This is a genomic window from Dellaglioa sp. CoH-55-MRSF-8 (genome assembly GCF_056782195.1).
Genome location: NZ_JBXAYH010000035.1, coordinates 1 through 696, shown reverse-complemented (window position 1 = coordinate 696; position 696 = coordinate 1). Strand labels below are relative to the sequence as shown.

The 696-nt window shown below is 55.7% G+C and carries 2 protein-coding genes; one reads left to right on the top strand and one right to left on the bottom strand.

Translation table 11 applies throughout. The features are described from left to right. A partial coding sequence (locus AC1RPW_RS07755) for a hypothetical protein (protein WP_289858580.1) occupies nt 1-248 on the top strand: 248 nt, incomplete at its 5' end. 134 nt (nt 249-382) lie between these two features. On the opposite strand, the gene AC1RPW_RS07750 is transcribed toward AC1RPW_RS07755, so the two are convergent. Then, the coding region (locus AC1RPW_RS07750) for a hypothetical protein (protein WP_481769403.1) at nt 383-696 on the bottom strand (314 nt) is incomplete at its 5' end.

The window sequence follows — 696 nt, the reverse complement described above, 5'->3', positions numbered from 1 at the left end:
AAGGCCCGGCGCACGAGCGCGTGATCGATGCGCTCACGACAGGTGACGCGGTGCTCCTGATAACGCCAGATTGGATAGGCCGGACTTTGGCACGCACCTATAAGCAGGTGACAGCGGTCCACAATACAGTGCAGCTCGATGGGGACACAGACGCACGTCTTCAGCGAGCACTGGCCACAGTAGGTTTGGACCTCCACAGCTCCATGTACAATGCGGCACGCGCCGTATCGATCGCACCGCTGGTCTAAATGAAAAAGCCCCACCAACCTAGACAGTTGGTGGGGCTTTTGTTTATCGTGCGAACATATGTAGCGCGATGACCAATACAGCAGTGATACAGATAGATACTACAGCCACAACGTCCGTGCGTCCCGGGCCCATACTAGGCAGCGCTCCCCGCTCGTTGCTGTTCCAGTTCGGCAAGTTTCTTGCGAGTTCGTTCAATCTTTTCCTCTAGCTGTTTTTGCTTGAGTGTCTTTTGCGGGGACTGCTCCGCACGACGGTTGGTGCACGGAACGATCTCAAGATTTCGTGCCACACCCGAGGCCTCAATCTCACTCATCCGGCGTCGAGCTACCTTCGGGTCTTGCGCAGAGCCGCATACAGTACGCAAATGTACCTGCTTACGATCGAACAAGTCACTCGACTGACAGGCCACATCTCCAACGATCAGGTAGTTGACGCGGAAGTCACGGT